At 65.5% G+C, this 24,316-nt stretch carries 23 protein-coding genes and 1 riboswitch; of the genes, 20 read left to right on the top strand and 3 right to left on the bottom strand.

What is annotated here, in order from left to right; translation table 11 throughout:
- Positions 1-179 precede the first annotated feature (179 nt).
- From AC07XB_RS01455 to AC07XB_RS01400, 12 genes are all read left to right on the top strand, one after another.
- Positions 180-1,253, top strand: a complete 1,074-nt coding sequence (locus AC07XB_RS01455) for a 2,3-butanediol dehydrogenase (RefSeq protein ID WP_416050472.1) — start codon at positions 180-182, stop codon at positions 1,251-1,253.
- A gap of 192 nt (positions 1,254-1,445) precedes the next feature.
- The gene (locus tag AC07XB_RS01450) at positions 1,446-2,594 is read left to right on the top strand and encodes a hypothetical protein (protein ID WP_492827308.1); all 1,149 of its coding nucleotides are present in this window, start codon (positions 1,446-1,448) and stop codon (positions 2,592-2,594) included.
- Between the two features lie 308 nt (positions 2,595-2,902).
- Positions 2,903-3,931 carry a thiamine pyrophosphate-dependent dehydrogenase E1 component subunit alpha gene (locus AC07XB_RS01445; protein WP_492827310.1) on the top strand — a complete coding sequence of 343 codons (1,029 nt, stop codon included), beginning with the start codon at positions 2,903-2,905 and terminating at the stop codon, positions 3,929-3,931.
- Positions 3,932-3,944: 13 nt separating this feature from the next.
- Positions 3,945-5,018: an alpha-ketoacid dehydrogenase subunit beta gene (locus AC07XB_RS01440; RefSeq protein ID WP_492827312.1), complete on the top strand. Its 1,074-nt coding sequence runs from the start codon at positions 3,945-3,947 to the stop codon at positions 5,016-5,018.
- Positions 5,015-5,266, top strand: a complete 252-nt coding sequence (locus tag AC07XB_RS01435; RefSeq protein ID WP_492827314.1) for a lipoyl domain-containing protein — start codon at positions 5,015-5,017, stop codon at positions 5,264-5,266. The genes AC07XB_RS01440 and AC07XB_RS01435 overlap by 4 nt, the downstream gene beginning before the upstream one ends.
- Entirely contained in the window at positions 5,263-6,000 is a 738-nt protein-coding gene (locus AC07XB_RS01430; RefSeq protein WP_492827316.1) for a dihydrolipoamide acetyltransferase family protein, read from the top strand. Before AC07XB_RS01435 ends, AC07XB_RS01430 begins: the two co-directional genes overlap by 4 nt.
- Positions 6,000-6,779 carry a lipoyl protein ligase domain-containing protein gene (locus AC07XB_RS01425; RefSeq protein ID WP_492827365.1) on the top strand — a complete coding sequence of 260 codons (780 nt, stop codon included), beginning with the start codon at positions 6,000-6,002 and terminating at the stop codon, positions 6,777-6,779. Before AC07XB_RS01430 ends, AC07XB_RS01425 begins: the two co-directional genes overlap by 1 nt.
- Before the next feature lie 133 nt (positions 6,780-6,912).
- The gene (locus tag AC07XB_RS01420) at positions 6,913-7,497 is read left to right on the top strand and encodes a gluconate 2-dehydrogenase subunit 3 family protein (RefSeq protein ID WP_492827318.1); all 585 of its coding nucleotides are present in this window, start codon (positions 6,913-6,915) and stop codon (positions 7,495-7,497) included.
- A 79-nt stretch (positions 7,498-7,576) separates the two neighbouring features.
- Positions 7,577-9,151 carry a GMC family oxidoreductase gene (locus AC07XB_RS01415; protein WP_492827320.1) on the top strand — a complete coding sequence of 525 codons (1,575 nt, stop codon included), beginning with the start codon at positions 7,577-7,579 and terminating at the stop codon, positions 9,149-9,151.
- A gap of 125 nt (positions 9,152-9,276) precedes the next feature.
- Positions 9,277-11,241: a sigma-54-dependent Fis family transcriptional regulator gene (locus AC07XB_RS01410; protein WP_492827322.1), complete on the top strand. Its 1,965-nt coding sequence runs from the start codon at positions 9,277-9,279 to the stop codon at positions 11,239-11,241.
- Between the two features lie 150 nt (positions 11,242-11,391).
- Positions 11,392-12,795 (top strand): MATE family efflux transporter, encoded by a 1,404-nt coding sequence (locus AC07XB_RS01405; protein ID WP_492827324.1) that lies wholly within the window; start codon positions 11,392-11,394, stop codon positions 12,793-12,795.
- 66 nt (positions 12,796-12,861) lie between these two features.
- Entirely contained in the window at positions 12,862-13,398 is a 537-nt protein-coding gene (locus tag AC07XB_RS01400; protein ID WP_493688018.1) for an aldo/keto reductase, read from the top strand.
- Between the two features lie 138 nt (positions 13,399-13,536).
- On the opposite strand, the gene AC07XB_RS01395 is transcribed toward AC07XB_RS01400, so the two are convergent.
- A complete protein-coding gene (locus AC07XB_RS01395) occupies positions 13,537-14,568 on the bottom strand; it encodes an NAD(P)H-quinone oxidoreductase (RefSeq protein WP_492373730.1) in 1,032 nt (343 codons plus the stop codon).
- Positions 14,569-14,719: 151 nt separating this feature from the next.
- Here AC07XB_RS01395 and AC07XB_RS01390 point away from each other — a divergent pair, with 151 nt between their 5' ends.
- Together AC07XB_RS01390 and AC07XB_RS01385 are read left to right on the top strand one after the other, a co-directional pair.
- Positions 14,720-15,604: a LysR family transcriptional regulator gene (locus AC07XB_RS01390; RefSeq protein ID WP_492810031.1), complete on the top strand. Its 885-nt coding sequence runs from the start codon at positions 14,720-14,722 to the stop codon at positions 15,602-15,604.
- Between the two features lie 64 nt (positions 15,605-15,668).
- A complete protein-coding gene (locus AC07XB_RS01385; RefSeq protein WP_492373732.1) occupies positions 15,669-16,166 on the top strand; it encodes a VOC family protein in 498 nt (165 codons plus the stop codon).
- 45 nt (positions 16,167-16,211) lie between these two features.
- On the opposite strand, the gene AC07XB_RS01380 is transcribed toward AC07XB_RS01385, so the two are convergent.
- A complete protein-coding gene (locus AC07XB_RS01380; RefSeq protein ID WP_492373733.1) occupies positions 16,212-16,607 on the bottom strand; it encodes a nuclear transport factor 2 family protein in 396 nt (131 codons plus the stop codon).
- A 320-nt stretch (positions 16,608-16,927) separates the two neighbouring features.
- Here AC07XB_RS01380 and AC07XB_RS01375 point away from each other — a divergent pair, with 320 nt between their 5' ends.
- Together AC07XB_RS01375 and AC07XB_RS01370 are read left to right on the top strand one after the other, a co-directional pair.
- On the top strand, positions 16,928-17,881 hold the full coding sequence (locus AC07XB_RS01375) for a LysR family transcriptional regulator (protein ID WP_492827368.1): 954 nt from the start codon (positions 16,928-16,930) through the stop codon (positions 17,879-17,881).
- Between the two features lie 129 nt (positions 17,882-18,010).
- A riboswitch (ZMP/ZTP riboswitch) is annotated at positions 18,011-18,094 on the top strand.
- A 20-nt stretch (positions 18,095-18,114) separates the two neighbouring features.
- Positions 18,115-18,747 (top strand): LysE family translocator, encoded by a 633-nt coding sequence (locus AC07XB_RS01370; RefSeq protein ID WP_492373734.1) that lies wholly within the window; start codon positions 18,115-18,117, stop codon positions 18,745-18,747.
- 123 nt (positions 18,748-18,870) lie between these two features.
- Here the strand turns inward: AC07XB_RS01370 and AC07XB_RS01365 are convergent, their stop codons facing one another.
- Positions 18,871-19,890, bottom strand: a complete 1,020-nt coding sequence (locus AC07XB_RS01365; protein ID WP_492373735.1) for a LacI family DNA-binding transcriptional regulator — start codon at positions 19,888-19,890, stop codon at positions 18,871-18,873.
- A 291-nt stretch (positions 19,891-20,181) separates the two neighbouring features.
- On the opposite strand from AC07XB_RS01365, the gene AC07XB_RS01360 reads away from it, so the two are divergent.
- The 4 genes from AC07XB_RS01360 to AC07XB_RS01345 are packed head-to-tail and all read left to right on the top strand — an operon-like array spanning position 20,182 to position 24,284.
- Positions 20,182-21,189, top strand: coding sequence for a Bug family tripartite tricarboxylate transporter substrate binding protein (locus tag AC07XB_RS01360; protein WP_492827326.1), 1,008 nt, complete (start codon positions 20,182-20,184; stop codon positions 21,187-21,189).
- A 49-nt stretch (positions 21,190-21,238) separates the two neighbouring features.
- Positions 21,239-22,795, top strand: coding sequence for an AMP-binding protein (locus AC07XB_RS01355; protein ID WP_492827328.1), 1,557 nt, complete (start codon positions 21,239-21,241; stop codon positions 22,793-22,795).
- Positions 22,792-23,511, top strand: a complete 720-nt coding sequence (locus AC07XB_RS01350) for an SDR family NAD(P)-dependent oxidoreductase (protein WP_492373738.1) — start codon at positions 22,792-22,794, stop codon at positions 23,509-23,511. Before AC07XB_RS01355 ends, AC07XB_RS01350 begins: the two co-directional genes overlap by 4 nt.
- Positions 23,508-24,284, top strand: coding sequence for a citryl-CoA lyase (locus AC07XB_RS01345; protein ID WP_492827330.1), 777 nt, complete (start codon positions 23,508-23,510; stop codon positions 24,282-24,284). Before AC07XB_RS01350 ends, AC07XB_RS01345 begins: the two co-directional genes overlap by 4 nt.
- Positions 24,285-24,316: the final 32 nt, after the last annotated feature.

Here is a 24,316-nt window from a genome sequence, read left to right as displayed (position 1 = left end):
GCACCTTCGGCATCCGCCCTCGTCCGCCGTCCTCTCTGGCATGGTTCATGCGATTTCCTTCCTGCACGAAGGCCACGCCACACACTGATCCGCGGCACCCGCATGGTCCTTCGTCGATTCCCCACAACTACGATGGAGACACAACCGTGAGCAACGAAGGTTCGGTGCATCAGCCCAGCATGAAGGCCGCCGTATGGCGGGGTCGCCACGATGTCCGCGTCGAGGAGGTACGCGTTCCGGACAAGCCCGCCGAAGGATGGGTAAAGATCCGCGTGCATTGGTGCGGCATCTGCGGGTCGGACCTGCATGAATATGTCGCGGGCCCGGTCTTTATCCCGGTGGACCATCCCCACCCGCTCACCGGACTGAAGGGGCAGTGCATTCTGGGCCACGAGTTCAGTGGCGAGATCGCGGAACTGGGCGCAGGCGTGACCGGTTTCAAGGTCGGCGAACGCGTCACCGCGGATGCCTGCCAGCATTGCGGAAAATGCTATTACTGCACCCATGGCCTGTACAACATCTGCGAGAGTCTCGCGTTCACCGGCCTGATGAACAACGGCGCATTCGCGGAATACGTCAACGTGCCGGCGGAGCTGCTCTACAAGCTGCCGGAGAACTTCCCCACCGAGGCGGGGGCACTGATCGAACCGCTGGCGGTAGGGCTGCATGCCGTGAAGAAAGCCGGCAACATCGTCGGCCAGACGGTTGTGGTGGTCGGCGCCGGCACCATCGGCCTGTGCACGATCATGTGTGCGAAGGCGGCGGGCGCAGGCCGCATCATCGCGCTCGAAATGTCGTCGGCGCGCAAGAAGAAGGCGCTGGAGGTTGGCGCCAACGTCGTCATCGATCCCAAGGAATGCGACGCGATCGCGGAGGTCAAGGCGCTGACCGGCGGCTATGGCGCGGATGTGTCCTTCGAGTGCATCGGCAACAAGGCCACGGCGAAGCTTGCCATCGACGTGATCCGCAAGGCCGGGAAATGCGTGATGGTGGGCATCTTCGAAGAGCCCAGCGCGTTCAATTTCTTCGAGATCGTATCGACGGAAAAGGAAATCATCGGATCGCTCGCCTATAACGGCGAATTCGCCGACGTGATCCGCTTTATCGCCGATGGCCGCATCGACGTGCAGCCGCTCATCACCGGGCGGATCTCCCTCGCCGACATTGTGTCGCACGGCTTCGAAGAACTCGTCAACAACAAGGATGGCAACGTCAAGATCATCGTCCAGCCGGTTGCCAGCCTGGCGGCCTGAGCGCCGGACAGCTTGACGACTTAACGGCTTGACGGCTTGACGGCTTGACGGCCGCTCATTCCAACGCGCCGCGTTGACCAACGCGGCCACCCTCCCATCCCACCGGCATGCGGGCCTCACGCGATGCAGCGTCGCGCAGCGGCCAGCGCGCGCCTCGCGTGCCGGGCCTTCATCGTACTGGACATGCCGGTCATGGAACCCCTCAGCCCCCATATCGAAGCTCAAGACACACCAGCGCTCGCGCCTGCCGGATTAGCGCTGCGGCCATTGGCATTCTCCGTGGCCGTCTTCCTGATCGTGCACGGCATCAGCCTTGGCGTATGGCGCCTGTTCGCCGACCCTGCCCAGGCCGTCTGGAAATACGCCCCCCAGCCATTTGGCATGTACCTCTTCTGGGGCATCCTGGTGCTGGTCTTCATCGGCTTCAACTTCGGCATGGCGGGATTCTCAGCGCTGAAGCAGCCCGTGCGCGGCTGCGCCGCCACGGTCGTGACGCTGGCGCTCTCCTTCGCCGTGCCCGCCGCGCTGGTCCATGGCTACGGCGCACTGGATCCGGCATTCAGCGCCATCAACGGCGCCGGCTACGGCGCGGCCGGCCTGATCGTGCTGATCGGCTTCTACGGCTTCGGCATACTGGCGACAGGCATGGCCGGATGGCCATGGTCCGACAGCGGCCTGAGCCCCGCGGCTAGCGGCCTTGCTCAAATCGCCGCCGGCTGTTGCCTCACGGGCCTGGGCTATTTCCTGCTTATCTATCCCAGCGTATCGGCCACCACCGCGCCGCATGCGACCCTGCTGCCGTTGCCGGTGGCGATCGGCTGGTTCTATTCCGTTATCGTGGCGTGGCTGACGACATTCCTGATCTTCGACAACTGGCCGTGGAACAGGCTGGCCCGGAAAAGCCATATGGCGCTCGCCGCGCTGGCCGGCAACTTCTTGCTGGGCACTGCGCTCTATGCCGTGCATCTGGCGTTGCTCAGATGGGTCCTCATCCCGCCCGGCGCCGTTGAAAAGATCGGCGCGATGCTTCCAAGCTGGCCCGCGCAGCTAGGCGTATGGATTGCCTTCTGGCTGATCTTCTGGGCCAACGTTGCCGGCAACTGGCCGACCCGGTTCGGTGCCGGCACGAACCGGGCCATACGCGCGGCATCCTGCTGGGGCCTTGGACTGATCTCCTTTTTTGCCTATACGCGATGGTTTGCCGGCGCCGTGCTGCATGAAGCGGAGATCGTCCCCGGCTTTGGCGGCGATCCGCTTACCTGGGTCGACCTGCTCAACTACGTCATGCTGATCTACGCCGTCTATTTCGAGTTCTACGGTCTTTCGAAGAAGAACGGCTGATCTGCCTGCCGCAAGGCTTGGCCGGCACTCCGTCCCCCTCGCGCGCCTTGCCTGCGGAAAAGCCGCCTCCGACGGCGACAGATGTCCCGCCCGATGCGACATCTGTCTCGCCGCCAGGCGCGACAGATGCCTGCCGCGGGCCTGGCGCCAGGCCGGCCCTCCCCACGCGTATCCGGCCTGCGGCAAGGCCTGGCGGGAAGCCGCGGGCCGGGCGCGGGGCTTCCCGCCCGCGCTGGCACCACTCTTGCAATTCAGGCTGGTCCGGCACCGCAGCCGGCCGCTGAAACGAAAGCAAGAGGAGACCCCGAATGGAACCCACCCCAAGCCATCTTCTGTGGATGTACGAGAAGATGATCGAGATCCGGCAATACGAAGAGACCATGGCCAAGGTCTACCTCGAAGGCAAGCTGCCGCCGAAGATCCAGAAAGGCCTGGCCTTCGACATCGGCGCCGGCCCCGTGCCCGGCGAGATGCATCTCGCAGCCGGGCAGGAGCCGGTGGCGGTGGGCGTATGCGCGCACTTGCGGCCGGAGGACACCGTGGTCGGCGCGCACCGCTCGCACCACTTCGCCATCGCCAAGGGCGTGCCGCTCGATGCCATGACCGCCGAGATGTTCGGCAAGGCCACCGGGCTCGGGCGCGGCAAGGGCGGCCATATGCACCTGTTCCATCCCGAAACCAGGTTCTCCTGCAGCGGCATCGTCGGCGCGAGTTCGCCGCAGGCCTGCGGCGCCGCGCTGGCGGCGCGCAAGCTGGGCAAGGACTGGGTAGCCGTGTCCTTCTTCGGCGAAGGCGCGGCCAACCAGGGCTCGTTCCATGAATCGCTCAACCTGGCAGCGCTGTGGAAGCTGCCGGTGGTGTTCGTCTGCGAGGACAACAAGTACGGCATCTCGGTGGAGAAGTCCGCCTCCACCTCGGTGCCTTCCAATGACGTGCGCGCCGCCGGCTATGGCATGCCGGGCGTGCTGGTGGATCACAACGACGCCGTCGCGGTGTACCACGCCGCCGGCGAGGCCGTGGCGCGGGCGCGGCGCGGCGAAGGCCCCACGCTGATCGAAGTCAAGACCGACCGCTATCTCGGCCACTTCCAGGGCGACCCGGAAACCTACCGCCCGCGCGACGAAGCCAAGACCCTGCGCAGCGCCGATCCGATCCACGCCCTGGGCGCCACGCTGCGCGCCAGCGGCCTGCTCGACGACGCCGCCGAAGCCGCCTTGCGCCAGACCATCTCGGCGCGCATCGAGGCCGCTTATGAATTTGGCCGCAACAGCCCCTACCCCGCGCCCGCAGAAGCGCTGCAACACGTCTTCGTCCAGCAAGACCTCGCACCAGCATAAACAGGAGACCCGCATGCAAACCGCACAAAGCGCGCCCCAGGGCACGCGCACGCTCACCATGGCCCAGGCCATCGCCGAAGCCATCGGCCAGGAAATGGAGCGCGACTCGCGCGTCTTCGTGATGGGCGAGGATATCGGCAAGTACGGCGGCATCTTCAGCGCCACCACCGGCTTGCTGGACCGCTTCGGGCCCGATCGCATCATGGATACGCCGATCTCGGAAACCGCCTTCATGGGCGCGGCCATCGGCGCCGCCGCGCAAGGGCTGCGCCCGATCGCGGAACTGATGTTCGTGGATTTCTTCGGGGTGTGCTTCGACCAGATCTACAACCATCTCGCCAAGAACACCTATATGTCCGGCGGGCGCGTGGGCCTGCCGGCGGTGGTGATGACCGGCATCGGCGGCGGCTACAACGATGCCGCCCAGCATTCGCAATGCCTGTACGCCAGCTTTGCCCACATGCCGGGCATGAAGGTGGTGGTGCCGTCCAACGCCTACGACGCCAAGGGCCTGATGATCCAGGCCATCCGCGACGACAACCCGGTGGTGTTCTGCTACCACAAGGGCATCATGGGCTTGTCGTGGATGTCCTACTTCGAGGGCAGCACCAACGCCGTCCCCGAGGAGGCCTACGCCATTCCCTTCGGCCAGGCGCGGGTGGCGCGCAGCGGCCGCGACGCGACCATCGTCACGCTCTCGCAGATGGTGCAGAAATCGCTGCTGGCCGCCGAGCAACTGGCGGCCGAGGGCATCGACGTGGAAGTGATCGACCTGCGCACCATCGTCCCGCTCGACCGCGAGACGGTACTGCGCTCGGTCGCCAAGACCGGCCGCCTGCTGGTGGCGGACGAGGATTACCTGAGCTTCGGCCTGTCCGGCGAGATCGCCGCGATCGTGGCGGAGAACCTCGATAGCGTGGCGCTGCGCGCGCCGGTGCGGCGCCTGGCCGTGCCGGACGTGCCCATCCCCTTCTCGCGCCCGCTCGAGCAATACGTGATTCCGCAGGTCGACACCATTGCCGCGCAGGTGCGCGCCCTGGTGCAGGACCGTCCTCTTTCCTATCAATTGAACCGAGAAGCAGCATGACCGACGTAACGATGGCCGACACCGTCTGGCAGGACGTGGAAGACGGCACCGAAGCCCTGTTGCAGGAGTGGCTGGTCAAGCCCGGTGACGCGGTCAGCGCGGGCCAGCCGCTGGGCGTGGCCGAGCTGGTCAAGACCACGCATGAGATCGTCGCGCCCGCCGACGGCATCGTCGCCGCACTGGCAGTGGCGGCGCAGGACACCTTCGAGCGCGGCGCCGTGCTGGCCCGGCTGGAGCCGAGATCATGAGTCACAGCCTTGCTTGCATCCTGAGCGGCCCGCCGGCTACGGCGGCGGCCAGCGCCGCCGAGCGCGTCACGGTGCCGCTGACGGGCATGCGTGGCGCCATCGCGCGCAATATGAGCGCGGGCTGGGCCGTGCCGCGCGTGGCGCACTCGGTCGAGGTGGACGTGACCCTGCTGGAGCTTGCGCGCCACACCATGCAGCAGAACCTGGGGCCCGAATGCAAGATCACGCTCACAGCCTTCGTGCTGCGCGCCGTGGCGCTGACCCTGCGCCAGCACCCGCGCCTGAACGCGCGCGTGCTGGAAAAGGAGATCGAGCTGATGCCAAACATCAACCTCGGCCTCGCGGTCAGCCTTGACGAAGGCCTGATGGTGCCGGTGCTGCGCGACGTGGACACCAGGTCGGTGGCGCAGATCGCTGCCGAGAGCCGCACCCTGGCCGCCGGCGCGCGCGCCGGCACGCTGCCGGCCGGCGCCTACCAGCGCGGCACCTTCACCGTGACCAACCTGGGCCCGACCGGCATCGACAGCTTCACGCCCATCCTCAATGTGCCGCAGGCCGCCATCCTCGGCGTGACGCGGGTGGCCAAGCGGGCCGTGGTCAAGGACGACTGGATCGCGGTGGCGCCAATGATGGGCCTGCACCTGGTCTTCGACCACCGCGCGGTGGACGGCTATCCGGCAGCGCGCTTCCTGACCGACCTCAAGACGCGGCTGGAAACCGTGGAAGGCCTGTGATGCTCGCCCCCGCCTTCCTCGCCAGCGGCGCGAGCTGCGCCGAAGAGCAAGCCTGGAACCGGGCCCGCCTGGCGGAGCCGGTGCTGCGCCCGGCCGTGCGCCTGTGGACCTACGCCGCGCCGGGCATCGTGCTGGGCTGCGCGCAGGCGTCCCTGCGCGAGCGCCTGGCAGGCTGCACCACCCCGTTTGCGCAGCGGGATTCGGGCGGCGGCGCCGTGCTGACCGGCCCGTGGATGCTGTCAGCCTCGATCGTGCTGCCGGCGGGCCACGCCCTGGTCGGCACCGGTACGGTGTCGAGCTACCGCTGGCTGGGCGTGCTGCACGCCGGGCTGCTGCGGGACCTCGGCATCGCGGCCTATGCGGTGCCGCCGGAGGAAGCGCGGCTGGCCCCGCCGGCGGATGCGCTGAAGTGGGCCTGCTTCGGCGGACTCTCGCCCTGGGAAGTCGTGGTGGGCCAGCGCAAGATCGTCGGCCTGGCACAGGTGCGACGGCGTACCGGCGTGCTGCTGACCTCGGGCACGCTGATCGCACCGCCCGAATGGGCGCTGCTGTGCGGCGCGCTCGGCGGCGATCCCGTCGATGCCGACCGCCTGCGCGCCTGCACCACGTCCTGTGCAGAGCAACTGGGCGCGCCGCTCATGGCCACGGTGCTGGCCGAACGGCTGCACCACATGCTGATCGACGTGCTTGGCGAGCGCGCCGAACCCGGCCAACCCCGCCCCAGGGCGCGCCCGGCACCGGCCTGCGGCGCGCTGCGCGCCGTGCCCAGCCCGTGCTGAGCGGCGCCGCCCCGACAAGCCGCGACAAAGCAGCGGGAGGCGGCGGCGACCGGCGACAAGCAATGCCATGCACCGAGCCGGGGGGCGGACAACGCCCGCACCGCGCTCCCACAAAAAACTGGAGACAAAACCAATGAAATCCCCACAGCCTGCCGGCCCTGGCGCCGGCACCACCATGCGTACCCTGCCCAAGCAGCCCACCGTTTCACGCCGGGGCTTCCTGCGCGGCGGCGGCCTTGCCGCCATCGGCGTGGCGGTGGTACCGGCGGCGCTGGCCCAGCCGCCGCGCGAAGCCATGACGGCCTCCTTGCGCGCGCTCGGCCCGGCCACCGCGCGCACGCTGGTGGCCATGTCACGCGATATCTTTCCCCACGACAAACTGTCCGACCGCTACTACGTCGACGCCATCGTCCCGCTGGAGAAGTCCGCCGCCGGCAACAAGGCAACGCGCACTCTGCTGCAGCAGGGCGTTGCCGCGCTGGATGCCTCGGCGCGCGAGCGCTTCGGCCGCCCTTATGGCGAAGTCGCCAAGGAGACCGATCGCGTGGCACTGCTGCAGGCCATCGAGGCCACGCCCTTCTTCGAGAAAGTGCGCGGCGAACTGGTCACGGGCCTCTACAACAACAAGGCGGTCTGGCCCCTGCTGGGCTACGAGGGTTCGTCCTGGGAGAAAGGCGGCTACCTGCACCGCGGCTTCGACGATATCGACTGGCTCTGAGCCGCCGGCACCGGCATTCCCCCGACAAGAGGCCGCCCGGGCTACGGCAATCCCCCCGGAGCGGCGCATGGAGACAAGCATGGCAACGAAGTTCGACCTCAAAGACGACAGCGTGGTCGTCATCATCGGTTCCGGCGCGGGCGGCGGCACGCTCGCCAACGAACTGGCCCAGCGCGGCGTACGCAGCGTGATCCTCGAAGCCGGCAAGCACTTTACGCAAGCCGATTTCGAGAATGACGAGTGGGAAATGTTCAACAAGATCTCGTGGCTGGACAAGCGCATCTCGGCCGGCGGCTGGCATCACACCAAGACCTACCCCAACCTGCCGGCCTGGATCGTCAAGGGTGTGGGCGGCTCCACGGTGCACTGGTCCGGGGTGGCGCTGCGCTTCATGCCGCACGACTTCCACAACCGCAGCACCTATGGCGCCGTGAAGGATGCCAACCTGATCGACTGGCCCATCACCTACGACGAGCTCGCGCCGTTCTATGACCTCGCCGAAAAGAAGATGGGCGTGACCACCACCGCCGCCTCCGGCCTGCCGGCCCTGCCCGAGAACAACCACTACAAGGTGCTGGCGGCGGGCGCGCGCAAGATCGGCTACAAGGAAATCGTGCGGCCCATGGCGGTCAACTCGCAGCCCTACGATGGGCGCCCGGGTTGCATGCAGATCGGCTTCTGCATGCAGGGATGCAAGATCGGCGCCAAATGGTCCACGCTCTACACCGAGGTGCCGCGCGCCGTGGCCACCGGCAAAGCAGAATTGCGGCCGCAATCCATGGTGCTGCAGATCGAGCACGACGCCGCCGGCAAGGTCACCGGCGTGCTCTACGTGGACGAGCGCGGCCGGCGCCAGTTCCAGCGCGCGCGCATCGTCTGCGTGGCCGGCAACTCGATCGAGTCGCCGCGCCTGCTGCTGAATTCGGCCAGCAGCAAGTTCCCGCAGGGTCTCGCCAATTCCTCCGGCCAGGTTGGCCGCAACTACCTCAACCACACCACCGCGGCGGCCGTGGCGATCCACCGCAAGCCGGTCTATATGTACCGCGGCACCGCGCTGGCGGCGGTGGTCTCGGACGAAGCCCGGCTCAACACCCAACGCGGCTTCTTCGGCGGCTATCACCTGGAAGGGCTGGCGCTTGGCCTGCCCTTCACCGCCGCGTTCATGAAGCCGGGCGGCTGGGGCCGCAACGTCGCCTCGGCGCTGGAAATGTACGACCACATGAGCTGCGTCTGGGTCTGCGGCGAAGATCTGGCGCAGGAACGCAACAGCATTACCCTGCATGCCACGCAGAAGGACCAGTACGGCCTGCCGGTGCCGATCGTGAGCAAGACCGACCACGCCAACGACGCCGCCATCCGCGCCCACGGGCTAGCCCAGTTCCGCAAGATGTCGGAAGCGGTCGGCGCCACGCGCGTGATCGACATGCCGCCCTATCCCGCCAGCCACAACATGGGCACCAACCGCATGAGCGCCAAGGCCAGCGACGGCGTGGTCAACCGCTGGGGCCAGAGCCACGATATCCCCAACCTGTTCGTCTCCGACGGCAGCCAGTTCGCCTCCAGCTCGGCGTCCAACCCCACCCTGACCATCGTGGCGCTGGCGATCCGCCAGGCCGGGTACATTGCCGGCGCGCTGCAACGGCGCGAACTCTGAGCCGGCCGGATGGCCGCCCGCCGCATTGCGGGGGGCGGCCAAATCGATTAGCGTAGAGCCAGCGCTGCGCCGGGCATCCGATTGCCCCGGCCAGCCCACCACATGAACCGGCCAAGGAGACAACCGTGCTGCAACAAGCACACCGGGCACATATCGAGCGCCTGCTTGCCTTTTCGCGGCAGCCCGGCGCGGCCGACGGCACCATCGAGCGCTCCTGGCTGCGCTGCTTCAATGACTATGGCCTCGACCCGAGCCGGCCGGTGCCCGCCTATATCGTGGAAGCGCAGCGCCTGCGCGAACACAAGGACCAGATCGAGGACTTTCTCGGCGTGGCGCGTACCGGCATGGAGCAGCTCTACAAGCGTGTGTCCGCCCTGGACTGCGTGCTGCTGCTCACCGACGCCCATGGCGTGACCGTGGACTTCATCGGCAACGACCACTGGGAGCAGGAGCTCAAGCACGCCGGGCTCTACCTCGGCGCGGACTGGAGCGAGCCGCGCGCCGGCACCTGCGCGGTCGGCACCTGCATCGTCGAGCAGGCGCCAGTGACCTGCCACCAGACCGACCACTTCGACGTGTCCCACATCTCGCTCACGTGCAACAGCGCACCGCTGTTCGATCCCACCGGCGGCTTCCTGGGCGTGCTCGACGTCTCCGCGCTAAGCGCCCCGGCACCGCGCGAGGGACAGCACCTGGCGCTGCAGATGACCACCATGTACGCGCAGATGATCGAGGATGCCAATTTCCTGCGCTACTTCCGCGACCAATGGATCCTGCGGCTGGGCTCGACCTGGTCGCTGGTGGACGTGGACAGCGAGATCATGGTCGCCTTCGACGCCGACGGCGTCATCCGGGGCATCAACAGCGGCGGCCGGCGCAGGCTGCGGCTGGCCGGTGCCGCCGAAGGGCACTGCGGCGGCAAGCCCCAGGATGTGCGCGGCCACCTGCTGACCGAAGTCTTGCGCGAGGACATGAGCGAGCTCTGGCGCATCGCGCGCGCCGGCATGTCGTCCGAGCGCACCGCCGTGCGCACCCATGACCACGGCCTGTACTACGCCACCGCGATCGCCCCGCGCGGGGCACCGGGCCGGCCCTGCTCTCCCGGCGCCCAGCCCGCGCTGCCGAGCGCGCAAGCCAGCGCCGCGCTGGACGCGCTCGGCGCGGGCGACCCGCAGATGCAGCGCCTGATCCTGCAGGCCAAGCGCCTTGCCAACAAGCCGCTCAATATCCTGGTGCACGGCGAGACCGGCACCGGCAAGGAAGTCCTGGCCAAGGCGCTGCACGCCGCCAGCGAGCGCCGCGGCAAAGCCTTCGTCGCGGTCAACTGCGCCGCCATTCCCGAATCGCTGATCGAGAGCGAACTGTTCGGCTACTCGCCGGGCACCTTCACCGGTGCGCGCAGCAAAGGCATGCGTGGCCTGATCGCGCAATCGGACGGCGGCACCCTCTTCCTCGACGAGATCGGCGACATGCCGCTGCACCTGCAGAGCCGGCTGCTGCGCGTGCTGTCCGAGCGCGAGGTGATGCCGCTGGGCGCGGAGAAACCCGTCCCGGTGGACCTGCGCGTAGTCGCCGCCTCGCACCGCGACCTGCGCCAGTTGATCGCCGAGCAGTGCTTCCGCGAAGACCTCTACTACCGCCTGTGTGGAGCCACCTTGCACCTGCCGGCGCTACGCGAGCGGCGCGACAAGGATTACCTGATCGCGCGCATCGCCGAAGAGGAAGGCCGGCAGCTGGATATGCGGGCCGTGCTGGCGCCCGCCGCGCTGGCCCTGCTGCGGGCCTATTCCTGGCAGGGCAATGTGCGGCAACTGCGCAATGTGCTGCGCTTTGCGCTGGCCATGAGCGACCACGGATTGATCGACACTGAGGCGCTGCCGCCGGAGATCCTCGATAGCACGCAGGAAAACCGGCCGGATGCGCGCCCGGAGGCGGCGCCGCCGCCCGGCAACGAACGCGAGGCCTTGCTGGCTGCCCTGCGGCGTAACAAGTGGCGTATTACGCAGGTTGCCGTTGACCTGGGTATCGCGCGCGCCACGGTCTATCGTCAAATGGAGCGCTACGGCATTGTTGCACCCAACCAGCAATAAGGCTTCGGCCGTGGAAGCACCGTGAACGCCTGATCCCCGGCACGTACGGCGTGGGTGAGCGGCATCGTTCCTGTTCACCGGCGAGGCAGCAAGGCAGTGGATCGACCATAATGACGGTCGACCCCAAACACCCAGCCCTTGCTGCACAACGTGCCAGACGCCGATAGTCCCCTCTCAGCCGCTTCATCCGCTTCATCCGCGTCACCCGCCAGCGGCAGCGCTTCCAGCGCACCGCCGGCCCTCCCCGCGTCGCACTGGCACCGCCGCGTGCTGGCGCTGGCGTTCCCGATCATCCTGGCCAACCTGACCCAGCCGATCCTGGGTGCGGTCGATACCGCCGTTGCCGGCCACCTGCCGGACCCGGCCTACCTGGGCGGCGTAGCCGCCGGGGGCCTGTTCTTCAGCTTTGTGTTCTGGGGCTTCGGCTTCCTGCGCATGGGTACCACCGGGCTCGTCGCGCAAGCGTACGGCGCCCAGGACGGCGCGGCGCTGCGCGCCACCCTGGCACGCGCCCTGATGCTGGCCACCGTCATCGGGCTCGGCGTGCTGGCCGTGCAGATGCCCTTGATCCACGGCGCGCTGGGCCTGATCGGCGGCAGCGACACACTCCAGCATCACGCGCGGGTCTACAGCCATGCGCGGATCTGGGCGGCGCCTTTTGCCTTGTGCAATTACGTGGTGCTCGGCTACCTGCTGGGCTGCCAGCGCGTGCGCCTGGGCCTGCTCATCCAGCTCTTCATCAATGCGGTGAACATTGCCTCGGTGCTGCTCTACGTTTATGTGTTCGACTGGGGCATCGCGGGGATCGGCGCCGCCACCGCCACCGCCGATGCGTGCGGCTTCGTGCTGGGCGCCGCGCTGCTCTGGCGGCTGCGCCCGCACGGCTTGCCGCCCCTGCGCTGGGCGGTGGTCGCCGACGCGCACGAACTGAAGCGGCTGGTCGCCCTCAACCGCGACATCTTCATCCGCACGCTCTGCCTGGTGGCCAGCTTCGGCTGGTTCGCCCATGCGGGCGCCCGGCAAGGCGACGTGATCCTGGCGGCCAACGCCCTGCTGCTCAACTTCCAGACCTTCATGGCGTACGCGCTCGATGGCTTCGCGCATGCGGCCGAGGCACTGGTGGGCGCCGCCATCGGCACCCGGGACCGGCACGCCTTGCGCCGCGCGGTCCGGGTCACGATGATCTGGGGCGCGGTGGGGGCGCTGTGCTTCTCCCTGGTGTATGCCAGCGCCGGAGAATGGATCATCGCCCGCCTGACCGACCAGCGGACAGTCCACGACGCGGCGGTGCGCTACCTGCCGTGGGCGGTTGCCCTGCCGCTGGTTTCCGTGTGGGGCTTCTTGCTTGATGGCGTGTTTATCGGCGCCACCAGCACGCGCGACCTGATGCACTCGATGGCCTTGTCGTTCGCGGCGTTCATGGTGGCGGCGCTTGCGCTGGCCGGCCCGTTCGGCAACGATGGCTTATGGGCGGCGCTGCTGCTGTTCATGGCCGCGCGTGGCGTCACGCTGGCGCGGGTGTTCCCGCGCATCGAGGCCAGCCGCCTGGCGTGATGTCGAACATCACCGGACTTCGGTGCCTGGCATCCCGCCTCGGGGTGGCTGCCGGCAGTTTGATCTTTGATCTCGCAGGCGTTGTATCCCTATCCTTCGGACCTGGTCATTGCCACGAAAGGCGGCTTGGTGCGGCCAGATCGCCGCTCCTGGGTTCGGGATGGCCGCCCCGACCATTTGCGGGCCGCGGTCGAAGGCAGTTTGCAGCGCTTGCGGCTGGAGCGCATCGATTTGTATCAACTCCATGCGCCTGACCCGAACGTGCCATTTGCCGAGTCGGTCGGAGCCCTGGCTGACTTGCAGCGCGTAGGAAAGATCCGCCATATCGGCATCTCGAACGTGACGGTCGCGCAGCTCGATCTGGCACGCAGCATCACGCCCATCGTGTCGGTGCGGCCTGCGGGCGCTCAAGGGGAAGCAGGTCGCCACGCGTCACGGCCTCACGCATGCGGCCCTGTCTATTGCATGGCTGCTCGCGAAATCGCCGGTCATGCTGCCCATCCCCGGCACTCGATCCATCGATCACCTCGAGGAAAACGTGCGCGCAGCAGCCCTCACGCTGGCGCCAGGAGACTTCGACGATTTGCGATGAACAGGCGCTAGCGCTTGCAAGTGGCGCGACCCACCTCCGTGCGTTCTCGAACAGGCTCCGGCCGATCGCCGAGCAGATCGTGAGACGTCCGTGACCTTTAGAAGTGCTGCTTTTTCTTCACGTCGATCACGAAACCGGCAAGCCAGGCTTCAGCCAATGAGATCGGCACCTGTCGTAAGGACAATCTTTCCAAAGTGTGTGCCGGAATCGATCAGCTCGTGAGCGCCGCGAGCGTCGACAAGCGCAAAGGTCTTGTAGACAACCGGCTTGATCCTGCCGCTCTCGATGTGCGGCCAGACCTGCCGCTCGAGTTCATCGATGATGGCCGCCTTGTCCGCGGATGTGCGCGATCGCAATGTCGAACCCATATGCGTCAGACGTTTCGTCAACATCGGCAAGACGTTGAGATCCTTCGCCGGCCCCTTGATCACGCCCACCTGGAGGATCCGTCCGTCCATGGCTGCGGCGTCATAGTTTCTAGCCACGTAGTCGCCGGCAATGATGTCGAGGATCACGTCGACACCTCTTCCATCGGTAAACCGCTGCGCCTCGGCGACGAAATCGTCCTCGCGGTAATCTATCGCGAGGTCTGCGCCTAGCGCCAAGCTGGCCTCGCGATGTGCCTGCGAGCCAACCGTCGTGATGATTTTCGCAGCGCCGAATGCCTTCGCCAGCATGGTCGCCGTGGTACCGATACCTGACGCGCCGCCATGGATCAACACCGATTCGCCGGCAACCAGCTTGCCGCGCTGGAACAGGTTCAGCCATACCGTCATCAACGTTTCGGGCATGGCCCCCGCCTCCACCAACGTCAGGCCTTTGGGGATATGCATCGTGTTGCAGGCGTGCGCGACCGCATATTCTGCGTAGCCACCACCAGGAATCAATGCACACACCAGTTCGCCGATCCGGAATTGGGACACGTCGGCGCCAACGGCAACCACTTGACCTGCCACTTCCAGCCCCGGAATGTCCGAAGCGCCGGGGGGCGGATCATAGAGCCCTTTGCGCTGGAAAACGTCTGGACCGTTCACGGCAGCCGCGTGGATGCGGATCAGGACCTGATCGGTGGCCGGCACCGGCACCGCGCGCGTAGTCGGCACCAGCACCTCAGGACCGCCGGGCTGTTTGATCTCAATGGCCGTCATGGACGACGGCACACGATAAGTTGAAGCAGGCATGGATGGCACTCCTTGTATAGATGAGCCTCGATTGATCCGGGCGGATCATGGAACGAGGAACTCTGGCGTTCAGTCTAGGCCTCGACGCTGATGAATATGTGCAGCATTATTCGTGTTGTCAGATGCAAATTTGCATCAGGAGGGCGGCACGATGAACTGGGATGACGCGCGAGTGTTTCTCGCGGTGGAGCGCGAAAAAACGCTCCGTGGCGCGGCCAGGACGCTCAACCTTGATCAGGCGACGGTCGGCAGACGGATTGCGGCACTAGAGCACGCCCTACGTGCAACGCTCTTCCTGCGCACCTCTGACGGTTACGCGTTGACCGCCGCAGGCGAGGCCGCGCTGAGATCGGCGGAAAAAATGGAACACGCCGCACACGAACTCGTCAGACGAACGCAAGGCACGGATACACGGCTTGCGGGGGACGTAAGAGTCACCAGCACCGACTTGATTGCGCTCGAATTCCTGCTTCCGGCCATCGAACGCCTGCATGCTGCGCATCCCGAAGTGCGCGTCCTGCTGGACACGTCGACGCGCATGCTAAGTCTGGCAAAGCGTGAAGCGGATATCGCGGTCCGCTCAGTCAGGCCGGATAATCCCGATCTTGTCGCGCGGCGCCTGGCTCGCTGGCCCATGGCGCTCTTTGCATCGAAGGCATATCTCGACCAGCACGGCAAGCCCGCCGCGGGCTCCGCCTTCGCGGGCCACGATCTCGTTGCCTATCAGGGAAACTGGACCGGGAATCGATCACCGACGCTTGCTGGCGAACCGATACACGCGGGGCGCATCGTATCGACCTTCAATTCCAGCCTCATGCTGCGTACCGCGGTAAAGGCTGGCCTCGGCATCGGTGAGCTTCCGATCCATCTGGCTGAACACGACGGCCTCGTGCAGATAGGGCCGGAACCCGCACGTGGGGCGGTCTACGAAATCTGGCTCGTCACGCATCAAGACCTTCGGCATACCGCGCGCATCACAGCAATGATTGACGGCATCGTCGCCGCGTTCGAAGATCACACAACCCCCACAAAATAGTCACGCACGACGTAGCTGCGACTGCTGCGCGGATGCAGGTGGCCAACTTGTCAGGAGATGCGAAATGACCAGCAAGAACACGATCTGTCTGTGGTACGAAGGTGGCGCCGTTGACGCCGCAAACTTCTATGCGCAGACGTTCCCCGACAGCGCTGTCGGCGCCGTCCACCGCGCACCGGGCGACTATCCTGGCGGCAAGCAGGGCGATGTCCTGACGGTTGAGTTCACCGTCGCCGGCATCCCCTGCCTTGGGCTGAACGGCGGCCCGTATTTCAAGCACAACGAGGCATTCTCTTTTCAGATCGCGACGGACGACCAGGCCGAAACCGACCGCTTGTGGAACGCGATCATCGGCAACGGCGGCCAGGAAAGCGCATGCGGCTGGTGCAAGGACCGATGGGGCCTGTCATGGCAGATCACCCCGCGCGCCCTCACCGCGGCAATATCCGACCCCGATCCCGCTGCGGCCAGGCGCGCGTTTGACGCGATGATGACCATGAGAAAGATCAATATCGCCGCGATAGAAGCGGCACGGCTGGGCCAAAACCTATCCGCAAGTTGACGGAGCGTGTCCCCGGCGTCGCCCTTGTGGGCGACGCGAAAGCGATCATGGCACGGTTACCTCCGGAAGTGCCGGCACGTTGGGAACGGAATCGAGGAAGACATAGAGCGCCGCGATTTTCTCGTCACGAACGAGGATCACATCCCAGCCCGTGTAGTCGGGGGCTTCGCCGCGCGGGCCAGAACCCCAAGCCAGACGACCGGCGTTGTGGAGAGCCTGAGGCTTACCGTGCGGTGTGTAAGCATAGTGCGGGTGCGTCGCGCGAAGATCCCCCGCGAATTTGTCGAGAGCATCGTGCCCAACGAATACACCCGTAGGCACGTAGAGCACGCAGTCCTCGGTATAGAGCGCCTCGATCGCCGCGCGACGACGCGCTGCGTCGCCTTCGCCGAAGACCTCCTGGAGGTTGCGATCAAGCAGTTCATGGGTACGGTCATTCATAACACACTCCTTAATCGATGACTGTGGACCTTTGCGGTCGCATGGGGTGGAAATCTCTTAAGTCTCTTGCATGTCCATTTCCTGTAGCAGCTGCTTCAGGAAGATGCGGGATGTGGTGCCGCGCTACTGAGCGAGGGCCAAGGTCTTCGTGACGGCGGTGATGACGGCTAACTGTCCTTCGAGTCTGCGTACCATGATCTATCTCCTGGGTGGCGTGGTGCGACGAGTAAGTGCGACGAGTGGTGCGACGAGACAAATCTATGACGTCATGCTAATTTTCGAAATAGAAATGAATGAAAACCATCGTTGCAGGATTGTCGATGTCAAAACTACCGGATTTCGAAGGGCTCGCGATGTTCGCGAAAGTTGCCGAAGAAGGCTCGTTCGCTGCGGCGGCAACTGCCATGGGGGTCTCGGTCGCCACGGTCTCCAGGGCCGTTACCCGTCTTGAAGAACGGCTGGGAGGTCGACTGTTCAACCGCACCTCCCGACGACTTGCACTCACGGACTATGGCCACACGCTTGCCGAGCGAGCGGCGAGAATCTACGCGGAGGCTGAGGAAGCGGAGGATTTCGCACGTGAGACGTCAAGCCGGCCACGTGGTCTCGTAAAGCTCGCGGCGCCGCTCTCCTTTGGTGCTCGCTGGGTGGCTCCGCTGTTGCCCGAGTTCTTTCGGACCTATCCGGATATTTCCGTCGAACTTCATCTCACGGACGCACAGACTGATCTGATTGGCGATGGCTTTGACGCCGCCCTGCGCATCGCCATCATGGAAGACTCGTCACTCGTCGCACGTCTCATTGCACCTGTGCGGCGATTTGTCGTGGCATCTCCAGCCTATCTGTCTCACCATGGCCATCCTCAGCACCCGCAAGACCTTGGCGCCCACCAGTGCCTTACCTACACCAACAGGAGTAAGCGCGACGTCTGGCGATTTACCCATGAAAGTGGCGAGGAATGCACCGTCACACCAACCGGAGCGTTGCGAGGAACGAGCGTGGAGGCATTGCTGCCCACGGTCCTCGCTGGACTTGCCATCACCGAGCTTCCTGAGTTTGTCGCGACGCAGTATTTCCGGGACAAACAGCTCGAGCCCGTTTTGACCGATTGGCGCTTGCCTGAAGGTGGTTTGTATTTCGTCACGCCCACTGCCCGCGCGCGGCCCGCGAAGGTGAGTGCGTTGGCCGATTTCTTCATCTCCAGACTCACCGCGGCGCAGTGGAGCGCAGAGACGTCTATGGATGGGGAATCATCCGGGCACCGCAGAAGGTAATTTCCTCTTTCTTCGATGGCCGATCTCAGTCCGACGGACGCCAGTGATCGTCCCAGGTTGGCTGGTTGTCTGTCAGCGCAAGACCACGGCGCCTCCGAGCCTAAAGTATTTTCTCCTGTGCTATGATTTCTGCACTCATGTGACTGGCGCATACAGATAGGGCACTATCGGGGAGCGTGAGGTTGCTAGCCGCCGCGCGCCTGGGCATTACCTACTATCCTTGGAGATGGGTTATGCCTGATTTTGCACAGTTGCTCATGTTTGCTCTTGTGGCGTTGGGAATGGTTTTAACGCCGGGGCCGAACATGATTTATCTAATTTCCCGCTCAATTTGCCAAGGTAGACGCGCAGGCCTCATTTCATTGGGCGGCGTTGCTCTGGGCTTTGTGTTCTACATGCTCTGCGCGGCATTCGGAATTACGGCCTTCGTATTTGCGGTACCTTACGCCTACGATACGCTTCGCTTTGGCGGCGCTTTGTACCTTCTATATCTTGCCTGGCAAGCGGTCAAACCGGGCGGACGGTCCGCATTTGCAGTGCGCGACCTGCCGGTCGATACCCCAAGGAAGCTCTTCAGCATGGGGTTTATCACCAACCTGGCGAATCCAAAAATCGCCGTCATGTATCTGTCTCTGCTTCCCCAATTTATTACGGAAGGACACGGCAGCGTTCTTACCCAGTCGCTGGCGCTCGGCGGCGTTCAGATTTCGATCAGCCTCGCTGTGAATGCACTGATCATCGTGACGGCCGGATCGATATCTACCTTCCTGTCAGGACGCCCGCAGTGGCTATTGGTGCAGCGCTGGCTGATGGGAAGCGTTCTGACAGGTCTGGCGGTGCGGATGGCATACGAATCCAAGAAATAGCAACACCTTGCCAATACGCCGGCGCATCAGCCGGCGGCCAACGTCCGTGGCCCTGAGCAGGCCATCGTGAACCTGCAGGAAGGTGCCCCGAGCGTCGAACTGGCGCATGTGCAGCCCACTGGCCTACCTGGGCGCTGCCGGGGCGCACGACTCACCCAGAACCAGGTCAAGCGGCACATTCACGCTACGCGGTTGCCTCCCCCCCTCCCCGGCCAAGCGGTCAAGCATCAGATGTGCGGCGGCCTGCGCGGCACGCTCGATGTCAAAGCGTAGCGTGGTTAGCGGGGGATACATCAACTCTAGCGTCTCCGGCGTACCGATGCCGATCACCGAAAGGTCTCTGGGAATATCCAGCCCCGCCTTGCGCGCAACATAAATGGCTCCGGAGAGCAGGCGCGTTCCTAGGCCGATGATTGCAGTGGGGGGTGCGGAAAGAGCGAGCATGGTCGCCATTTGGGTGCGTGACGAATCGATCGCCGAGCGTGACATACAGACTAGTGCCGGGTCGAACACCAAACCTGCCTCCGCAAGGGCATCCCGGTAGCCGAGCAGCTTTTCGCGCCCTGGACGAATGTGCTCGCCGGGCCCGAACAACGCGATACGGCGGTGACCCAATGAAATCAGATACGCCATTGCCTGCTTCACACCGCTACGATGGTCCAAATAGACCGCGTCCATTGGTAGCGGCGTTTCCCGATCCAGAATCACCACCGGTAAGCTGCAGCCGCTGAACAGGCTGTCGGCGGGGTCCGCGCTCTCCAGGCTCGGCGCGGCAATGATGCCCTCTAGCCGGCGGGTCTCGAACAGCGCAACCAGTTCGCGGTCGCGCCGTGGCTGGTCCAGTGTATTGCCGACCAACATGGAGTACCCGGCGGCCTGCATATGCTTCTCGACTTCGCTGAAATGCGCCGCCAGCAGCGGGTTGCCGATGTTCGAAACCAGGTAGCCGACCGTCTTGCTACGCCCGGTGCGCAGGTGGCGGGCGGCAAAGCTGGGTTCATAGTTCAGTGCCTCCACAGCCGCATGCACCCGGGCTCGCAGCGCCTGGCTGGCATAGCCGGTGCCGTTCAGCACCCGCGACACGCTGCCAATGGAAACCCCCGCCGCCTCAGCCACATCCCTGACGGAAATCCTTTGCGTCATGGTCTTCCCTAATGAAAACGTTCCACAGTTGGACGCCAAATTTGTTGCCTGCTAAGTTAGCACAAACGGAAATCGTTTTCACATTTCCGCTCACCTAACCCAGACAGCGCCAAACTATCCCATGCAGCAAGACCGTCCTTCGCGCCCTCTCGCCGCCCCCCCCTGGCGCCGACTTTACGGGCGAGGCCACGTGTGGATCCCTGAGCGGCAGGCCAGGCGAAGCGCAGTAAGCCTGGCGCGGCTCCGTCCGGAGCATGCCGCTGGCAATCACAACGACAACGGAGACATCCCATGCTTCACAGACTGATCTGTGTGGTCGCGGCCGCGCTCGCCCTGCACACGGCGGGGCCGGTACTGGCCGAAACCTATCCCTCACGGCCAATTCGCCTGGTAGTGCCGTTCCCGCCCGGTGGCACTGCGGACATTTTCGGACGGCTGCTCAGCCAGCAGCTCACGCAAAGCCTCGGGCAGCCGGTGCTGGTGGAGAACCGCGCCGGTGCGGGCGGAAACATCGGCGCGGCCGCCGTCGCCAATGCACCGGCGGACGGCTACACCTTGCTGCTGGGCACGATCGGCACCCACGGCATCAACCCGACGCTATACGCCAACCTTCCCTACGACCCAAAGAAGGACTTCCAGCCTGTGGCCCTGGTCTCCTCCGGTGCCAATGTATTGGTCGTCAACCCGACGTTGCCGGCACGCAATGTGAAGGAGTTGATCGCGCTGGCCAAGCGCAACCCGGGCCAGTTGATGATGGGCTCGTCCGGCAATGGCAGCAGCATTCATATGTCCGGCGAACTCTTTGAGCATATGACCGGTACGCAACTGACGCACGTGCCCTACCGCGGCGGCTCGCCTGCACAGACCGACCTGATGGGCGGGCGGGTGCAGTTGATGTTCGACAACCTGCCCACCTCGTTGCCGTTGATCGCCAAGGGCCTGGTACGCCCGCTTGCCGTGACCTCGGCGCATCGCTCGCCCGCGCTCCCGGATGTGCCGACTGTTGCCGAAGCCGGCGTGCCGGGCTACTTCGTGGGCAACTGGAGCGGCATCTTCGCGCCGGCGCATACGCCCCCCGACATTGTGAACCGGCTCAATGCCGCGGTTGGCCAGGCTGTGACAAGCGCCACGCTGCGCAAGCGTTACGCCGAAATGGGCGCCGACACCAGCACCGACCTCGGCACCAACGGGAATGCAGGCAGCCGGCCGATGAGCGCGGCGGAATTTACCAGATTCGTCGATGAGGAGATGAGCAAATGGGCAAGGATCGTAAAGGTATCGGGAGCGCGGGCGGAATGAACGGAATCAACGGAATGAACGGAATCAACGAGACGCAACGGAAGAAAGCATGCAACCAATCGACCACCTGCTGAGGACCGCCAGCGCCACGCCGGCACGCATCGCCTTGCAGGCAGCCGGTGAATCGCTGACCTACGGCGAACTGACGCAGAAGGTACTGGCGCTCGCAGCGGCGTTCCAGGCGCAGGACCCCGTGTCCGGATCGCGCGTAGGCATTTGCGCCGGCAATAGCGTGCAGCATGTGTTGGCGCTGCTGGCTACGCTGGCCGCCGGCAAGTGCTGGGTGCCACTGAATCCACGCGCCTCGGTCCACGAACGGGCCCGCATCGTCGACTTCACCGAGCCGTCCATCCTGGTGGTGGAAGACAGCAGCCACGGCCAATCCGGCACGACCACACTTGGCACCCGCGTAATCACCTGCGGGCCGCAGGCATCCGGCCCGGACAGCATCGCCGCGCTACTGTGTGCCTGGCGCGGCCGCGTCCCGCTACGCACGCAGCGCGAGCTTGGCGAAACGCAGGCCATCAAGTTCACCGGCGGCACTACCGGTGCGCCCAAGGGGGTGATGCAGTCGCTGCGGTCCTGGAACACCACGGTGGTTTCCATCCTCACCGCGATGCAGCTGCGCGATGACGAGCGCTATCTCGCCGTGGCCTCCATCACCCACGGCACATCCACGTTCCTGCTACCCGTGTTCGCACGTGGCGGCACCATCGTGCTGGCGGATTCGACCAGGCCGCGCGCCCTGCTCGATCAGTTGGAGCGCGAGCGCATCACCGCGGTGTTCATGCCGCCCACGCTGATCTACGATTTACTGGACGAGCCCGGCGTGCGCGAACGGGACTGGTCCGCGCTGCGGCACCTGATCTATGCGGCAGCGCCGATGCGCGCAGACCGGATTGCCCAGGCCATTGATGTTTTTGGCACCCTGGAGACCTCGTTCGGGCAAACCGAGGCCCCCGGCATCATTGCCTTCCTGCCCGCTGGCGAATTGCGCGATCCCGCCCGCCACGGCAGCGTCGGCCGCGCCACCTGCCTGACCGAACTCGCCATCATGGGGCGCGACGGCAAGCTGCTGCCGGCTGGCGAATCCGGCGAGATCGTGGTGCGCGGCGACCTCGTCATGTCCGGCTACTGGCGCCAGCCCGGCAAGACCGCCGAAGCACTGGCCGATGGCTGGCTGCATACGGGCGACGGTGGCTACCTGGACGCGCAAGGCTACCTGTACCTGAAAGACCGGTTGCGCGACGTCATCATCACGGGTGGCTTCAACGTGTACCCCAGCGACGTGGAGAACGCGCTCGGCGCCCATCCCGCAGTGTGCCGCTGCGCCGTGCTCGGCATGGACGACCCGCGCTGGGGCGAGGCCGTGCATGCGGCCGTGCAACTGCATCCCGGCGCCACACCCAACGCTGCCGAGTTGCAAGCATTCGTCAAGGAACGCCTGGGTTCGGTGCAGGCACCAAAGCGCATTCATTTTGTGGAAACCCTTCCGCTCACGGCCAACGGCAAGGTCTCGAAGCTCGAGGTCAAGACCCGGCTCGCCGCCAGTGCAAGCAACCATGCCAGCAACAACCCTCAAGGCAAGGAGCCTCTCTCATCATGACACCAACAGATATCCTGGTAACCGGCGGATCCGGCGGCATCGGCTGGGCCCTGTGCAAGACGCTGCGCGCGCGCGGCCACACGGTAGTGAACTTCGATCGGGTGGCACCTCCCGAGGCCGGTGTGACGCATTTCGTCAAAGTCGACATGGCCGAGCCGGCGCAACTCGCCGCCGCGCTCGGGGAGGCATCGGCCCGCTATGCCTTCACTGCCCTCGTCAACAATGTGGCGACCCTGCGGGCGGCGAGCGTGGAGGAAACCGGCCTTGACGACTTCGACAGGCAAATCGCCGTCAATGTCCGCGCCGCGCTGCAATGCACCCAGGCGTTGGTGCCTGCCATGCGAAAGGCGCGCCACGGCCGCATCGTCAATATCTCCAGCCGTGCCGCGCTGGGCAAGGAACTGCGCACGGCGTATTCGGCCAGCAAGGGCGCCCTGAACGCCATGACGCGTACCTGGGCGCTGGAACTGGCGGCGCACGGCATCACCGTCAACGCCGTCGCGCCGGGGCCCATCGCCACGGCGGCGTTCGGCTCCGTCAACCCGGCCCAGGATGCGCTGACGCAGCGCATCGTGAACGGCGTGCCGGTCGGGCGGCTCGGCAAGCCGGAGGATATTGTTCATGCCGTCGAGTTCTTTCTCGACGAACGCGCGTCCTTCGTCACCGGACAGGTGCTGCACGTCTGCGGCGGCATCACCGTGGGGCTGAGCGCATGAATGGCATCCGCACCGAGATCGGCTACACCACACCCGATCGCATCACGCTGCGCGGACTCGACCTGGCCACCGAGGTGATCGGCAAGCTGGATTTCGTTCAGACGCTCTGCCTGGCTGCGCTCGGCCGCAGGCCCAGCGCGGCGCAGGCGCGGATGATTGACGCACTGCTGGTGACCGCGGTCGATCACGGGCTGACGCCAAGCGCGATCAGCGCCCGCATGACCTGGCTGGGCGCGCCGGAATCCTTGCAAGGCGCGGTCGCCGCGGGCTTGCTTGGCGCCGGCGAACGCTTCCTCGGCACCGTGCAGAACATGGCGGAATTACTGCTGCAAGAAGGTGCGTCGCTGGCGGCCGATGCCGACGCAGCCACCATTGCAGAGCATGCCCGGCGCATCGTCGCCGCCTGCCGGTCAGCCGGCAGGCCGATACCTGGCGTCGGCCATCCAATACACGCGCAAGGTGATCCGCGCGTGCCGGTCCTGATGGAGACCGCGAGCGCGAATGGCTTCCACGGCAAGTACTGTCGTCTTGCCCTGGCGCTCGGCGACGCCTGCGGCGACGGCAAGCGCGGCGCCCTGCCGCTCAACGCCGCTGGCGCCATCGGCGCCATCCTCGCCGAGATAGGGCTGGACCCGCTGTTCGGCCGGGGACTGGCACTGATCGGACGCTGCGCGGGACTGGTCGCCCACCTGATCGAGGAACGCGAGCGGCCGGTCGGCCAACAGGTATGGAACCTGGTCTTGCGACAAGACCCGCGCAACGTGCTGCCGTGAGCGGCCAACCCCTATTTGCACTATTCCCACCA

The organism is Cupriavidus sp. GW821-FHT02F09, assembly GCF_059421605.1.
This window is presented reverse-complemented; position numbering and strand designations above follow the sequence as displayed.

Bases quoted from the DNA above. Each gene is read 5' to 3' on its own strand.
- AC07XB_RS01455 (WP_416050472.1), top strand. From the start codon at position 180: ATGAAGGCCGCCGTATGGCGGGGTCGCCACGATGTCCGCGTCGAGGAG.
- AC07XB_RS01450 (WP_492827308.1), top strand. From the start codon at position 1,446: ATGGAACCCCTCAGCCCCCATATCGAAGCTCAAGACACACCAGCGCTC.
- AC07XB_RS01445 (WP_492827310.1), top strand. From the start codon at position 2,903: ATGGAACCCACCCCAAGCCATCTTCTGTGGATGTACGAGAAGATGATC.
- AC07XB_RS01440 (WP_492827312.1), top strand. From the start codon at position 3,945: ATGCAAACCGCACAAAGCGCGCCCCAGGGCACGCGCACGCTCACCATG.
- AC07XB_RS01435 (WP_492827314.1), top strand. From the start codon at position 5,015: ATGACCGACGTAACGATGGCCGACACCGTCTGGCAGGACGTGGAAGAC.
- AC07XB_RS01430 (WP_492827316.1), top strand. From the start codon at position 5,263: ATGAGTCACAGCCTTGCTTGCATCCTGAGCGGCCCGCCGGCTACGGCG.
- AC07XB_RS01425 (WP_492827365.1), top strand. From the start codon at position 6,000: ATGCTCGCCCCCGCCTTCCTCGCCAGCGGCGCGAGCTGCGCCGAAGAG.
- AC07XB_RS01420 (WP_492827318.1), top strand. From the start codon at position 6,913: ATGAAATCCCCACAGCCTGCCGGCCCTGGCGCCGGCACCACCATGCGT.
- AC07XB_RS01415 (WP_492827320.1), top strand. From the start codon at position 7,577: ATGGCAACGAAGTTCGACCTCAAAGACGACAGCGTGGTCGTCATCATC.
- AC07XB_RS01395 (WP_492373730.1), bottom strand. From the start codon at position 14,568: ATGCCTGCTTCAACTTATCGTGTGCCGTCGTCCATGACGGCCATTGAG.
- AC07XB_RS01390 (WP_492810031.1), top strand. From the start codon at position 14,720: ATGAACTGGGATGACGCGCGAGTGTTTCTCGCGGTGGAGCGCGAAAAA.
- AC07XB_RS01385 (WP_492373732.1), top strand. From the start codon at position 15,669: ATGACCAGCAAGAACACGATCTGTCTGTGGTACGAAGGTGGCGCCGTT.
- AC07XB_RS01380 (WP_492373733.1), bottom strand. From the start codon at position 16,607: ATGAATGACCGTACCCATGAACTGCTTGATCGCAACCTCCAGGAGGTC.
- AC07XB_RS01375 (WP_492827368.1), top strand. From the start codon at position 16,928: ATGTCAAAACTACCGGATTTCGAAGGGCTCGCGATGTTCGCGAAAGTT.
- AC07XB_RS01370 (WP_492373734.1), top strand. From the start codon at position 18,115: ATGCCTGATTTTGCACAGTTGCTCATGTTTGCTCTTGTGGCGTTGGGA.
- AC07XB_RS01365 (WP_492373735.1), bottom strand. From the start codon at position 19,890: ATGACGCAAAGGATTTCCGTCAGGGATGTGGCTGAGGCGGCGGGGGTT.
- AC07XB_RS01360 (WP_492827326.1), top strand. From the start codon at position 20,182: ATGCTTCACAGACTGATCTGTGTGGTCGCGGCCGCGCTCGCCCTGCAC.
- AC07XB_RS01355 (WP_492827328.1), top strand. From the start codon at position 21,239: ATGCAACCAATCGACCACCTGCTGAGGACCGCCAGCGCCACGCCGGCA.
- AC07XB_RS01350 (WP_492373738.1), top strand. From the start codon at position 22,792: ATGACACCAACAGATATCCTGGTAACCGGCGGATCCGGCGGCATCGGC.
- AC07XB_RS01345 (WP_492827330.1), top strand. From the start codon at position 23,508: ATGAATGGCATCCGCACCGAGATCGGCTACACCACACCCGATCGCATC.